We start from the raw sequence: 3,625 nt of genomic DNA on the forward strand, positions 1-3,625 counted from the left end.
ACTCTTGAGGCGGGCTTTGCCCTGAAGGGGAGTGCCTTTGAGAAACTGCACGAGGGTGCCCTCCATCCCTGCACGTGGGAGTAGGCTTTGGTAGCTACCAGTGGGGTCGGCTCTGTGTACCTTTCCGAGCATAGTGGCAAGGAAGTAGGCAGAGACCCTATTTTCGGGTGAAAGCCCCGAGCCGTCCATCATCTCGAGTTCGCGGGTATTGATGCCTCGGCTAGTCCAGTAGCGGTGTACCTCATTGACGGCCGTTTGTGTGGCATTCTGCCCTGGGAGTGGAGTCTTGCCCCAAGTGAGCTGCCGGAGCAACCCTTCGGCAAAGAGGTTGTGGCTATAGTGCAGGGTAGTCTGCACAAGCGTGCGGAGGGGTGCCGATTGGTAGGTGTAGAGGAGCTGGCTCTCTGCAGGCGTGGTGGGGGCTACCCGAGCTTCGCCTTGGGTGGTGATGCCTTGTGCCTTGAGCACCTCCTGTAGGTGGTGGGCAACGAAAAGAGGGGGATTGGGGAGGGCACCACGGATCCGCAGTTTCTCTACTCGCTGAGGGTAGGAGCCTGTGATATCGTAGCTGCCATCGGGGTGAGGAAAGGCCGAGATATAGAGAGAGTCGCGGTGGCTGCTAGACGTGACTTCGTAGACTTTCCGTAGCTCGAGCTGAGGCACGGTGGGGGTAGTGTAGTAGCTCTCCCCATGCTTGGTAAAGTGGAGAGAGTAGCTATTATCGTAGGCATTAAGGCTCCAGAAGCCGGGTGCGTAGGCATTACCCATATCGTAGGCAATCCAGCGGGGGTTGTTGGCTTGGAAGTCACTTGAGGGCGAGAGGGCAATGATATTGCCATTGATCTGGGTGATCCCTTTTGACTTAAGCGCTTTGGCCACCTCTTTAAAGAAAATGTCTTGGTCGCTATTCCAAAAGTACCTTGAGCCGATGGAGGGGTCGCCGTGCCCCACAATGTAGAGGTCGCCCTCCAGCTTCCCTTGAGCAATAGTGCCAGTGGTGCGTATCTCAGTGGGGATGCGTAGCCCGCCACCTCTTTGACTCCAAAGAGTAGCCGTGGAGACCAGCTTCATGGTACTCGCGGGGGTGGCGAGGTGGTGGCTTCGGATGCCTACCAGCTCTTTGCCACTCTCTGCCTCTTGTATTGAGAGGGTCCAGAAGGAGCGAGCTAGAGCAGCTGGTTCGCTTGGAGTCTTGACCCCTTGTGCCTTGGCCACTAAGGGGAGTAGCAGTAGCATGAGGGTGATGCTACTTAGTCTGTGGAATGTTGGTCGGTATTTCGTCATAATTATCTATCTTTGTGCAAAGATAACCAAAATAGGGGTGACCCCTTCGATTTTTATGAAACCAAGACAGATAGAGGAGTTCTTTCGGACACCATTTACTCGCGACCGTATTGCTCGTATCGGCTTCGGCCTATTGATATTTGCAGCTTTGGTATGGCTGATTGCCCGCATAAGCTATTTCCTAATTCCACTCATCATCGCGTGGCTAATGGCCTACCTAATGCTACCACTCCTTCACTTTTTGGAGGATAAGTGTAAGATACGTAAGCGGTGGCTCTCCACCACGATTGTGCTGCTCGTGACGATTGGGCTGGTGGTAGGTCTGCTAGCCATCCTTATACCAAGTATCACCAATGAGGTGAGTAAAGGGTGGGAGATGCTGAAGCGGTATGATATCGGTGCCTATCTGCTGAGCTTGCTACCAGAGGAGCTCTCTTCCCGTAGTCAGCTGATCCAGAAGTGGGAGGAGTTTATGAGCAGCGTCAATATGCAGGAGCTCTTTGGCTCTATCGAGCAGATATTCACAAAGGGGTGGGGACTGATTGAGAGTACCTTTAACCTCATTGCTGGTGGAGCAGTGATCTATATCTTCCTCTTTTACTTGGTCTTCTTGATGCTCGATTACGAAAAGATACAGAAAGGGTTTATGGAGATGATGCCAGTGAGTATTCGCCCCTTTATGGAGGAGCTGGGTGAGGTAACTGGTCACTATGCCAATGCTTACTTCCGTAGCCAAGCACTGATTGCCATGATTTGTGGGGTGGTGATGGCGGTGGGCTTTTACATTATTGGACTGCCAATGGGGATTACCCTAGGGCTCTTGATAGGGCTACTCAATATGATCCCCTATATGCAGACGTTGGGCTACCTTCCACTCGTGATACTGGTGGGGCTACAGTCGGTGATGACGGGCGATAACTTCTTTATCCTCCTCCTAGCTGGCGTTGGCGTGATTGTGCTGAGCGATGCACTCCAACAAGTACTCCTCACCCCTCTTATCCAAGGTCAGTCCCTAGGAATCCACCCTGTAGCTATCATGCTTTCCCTCACCGTTTGGGGCTCGCTATTTGGGTTCTTCGGAATGCTCTTTGCCCTGCCACTCACCATGATCTGCTACCACTTTTATATGAAGTATGTGGTGGGCGCTCCAGTGCCCCTCTCTGGTGGCAAGGGCAAGATGCCTGACTTCCATTTAGGCCATAAAACGAAGGAGGCGGAGTAAAGATAAAAGGCTAAAAAATGGCCTTTGTAACTAATTGATATACAGGAGTCTATTTTTGCTTTAGACGAGTTGCAACTAAGCAATTGACGAGTTGCAACTAACCAATCAGCGAGATGCAACTAAGCTTTTGCTTTGTTGCATCTCAGTTTTTGTCTAGTTAACCCACCAGTTAATCGGAGGGTATATGATTGAAATTTCTAACTATAAAAGAGAGTCCCAACCCAAATAGGCCAACGGCGAATCAATCTCGCCGACGTGACCTATCTGTAATCAGGACTCTTCACAAAGCTAGTGATAATATCTGTATTGCACAATAGTAATTAACCTCGTCGCTTTTGATTTTTTAGAGTGAGAGGGACTAGTACCTATAGGGTCTTGACTAATGGGTGCTGTGAGATTGATGCACTCCCCATTGAAGTGGTCGCGTAGGGAGGGGGCGAGGGTGAGGTCACTAAGCCACGCAGCGTTTGCGGTCTGCTCTTCTGGGCCTCTTAGCTTGGGAGCCCTCTGACTCGTCCGATTAGGTACCCAACTTTGAACCAATTGATAGCGATGGTTGTTTTAGCTATAGGTACAAAATAATTCAATAACCAATTAATTAATAGTCAATATGGCACAAGTAACATTAGGCGGTAACGCCGTTCATACTGTAGGTGAGCTACCAAAGGTAGGCAGTGTAGCTCCCGACTTTACCGTGGTTTATGGTGACCTCTCTGAGGGAAAGCTCTCTGATTTCAGAGGTAAGCGTGTAGTGATCAACATCTTCCCAAGTATTGATACAGGGGTATGTGCACAGAGTGTTCGCACCTTTAATAAGCGTGCTTCTGAGGCCGATAATACTGTAGTACTTGGCGTGTCTCAAGACCTTCCTTTCGCTCTAGCTCGCTTCTGCGGTGCTGAGGGAATTGACAAGGTAAAGACGGGATCACTCTTCCGTAGCGACTTTGGCAAGGAGTATGGCGTAAAGATGTCCGATGGTCCTCTTGCTGGTCTTACCGCTCGCTCTATCGTAGTGGTAGATGCTGAGGGCAAGGTGATCTACACCGAGTTGGTACCAGAGATTACCACGGAGCCAAATTACGATGCAGCTCTAGCTGCCCTCAAGTAATTTGAGTCTCT

General features: G+C 50.5%; 3 protein-coding genes. 2 read left to right on the forward strand and 1 reads right to left on the reverse strand.

Going from position 1 to position 3,625, the window contains the following annotated elements; translation table 11 throughout:
* Positions 1–1,284, reverse strand: a 1,284-nt coding sequence (dacB, locus tag QVO39_RS03825) for a D-alanyl-D-alanine carboxypeptidase/D-alanyl-D-alanine endopeptidase (protein ID WP_288171731.1), incomplete at its 3' end; no start/stop codon positions are given.
* Positions 1,285–1,339: 55 nt separating this feature from the next.
* Here dacB and QVO39_RS03830 point away from each other — a divergent pair.
* Together QVO39_RS03830 and tpx are read left to right on the forward strand one after the other, a co-directional pair.
* Positions 1,340–2,506, forward strand: a complete 1,167-nt coding sequence (locus QVO39_RS03830; protein WP_288171732.1) for an AI-2E family transporter — start codon at positions 1,340–1,342, stop codon at positions 2,504–2,506.
* Positions 2,507–3,116: 610 nt separating this feature from the next.
* Positions 3,117–3,614 (forward strand): thiol peroxidase, encoded by a 498-nt coding sequence (gene tpx, locus QVO39_RS03835; protein ID WP_018027473.1) that lies wholly within the window; start codon positions 3,117–3,119, stop codon positions 3,612–3,614.
* Positions 3,615–3,625: the final 11 nt, after the last annotated feature.

The sequence above is a fragment of the Porphyromonas sp. CAG:1061 genome (assembly GCF_000435035.1).
Taxonomy (GTDB): Bacteria; Bacteroidota; Bacteroidia; order Bacteroidales; family Porphyromonadaceae; genus Porphyromonas_A; species Porphyromonas_A somerae.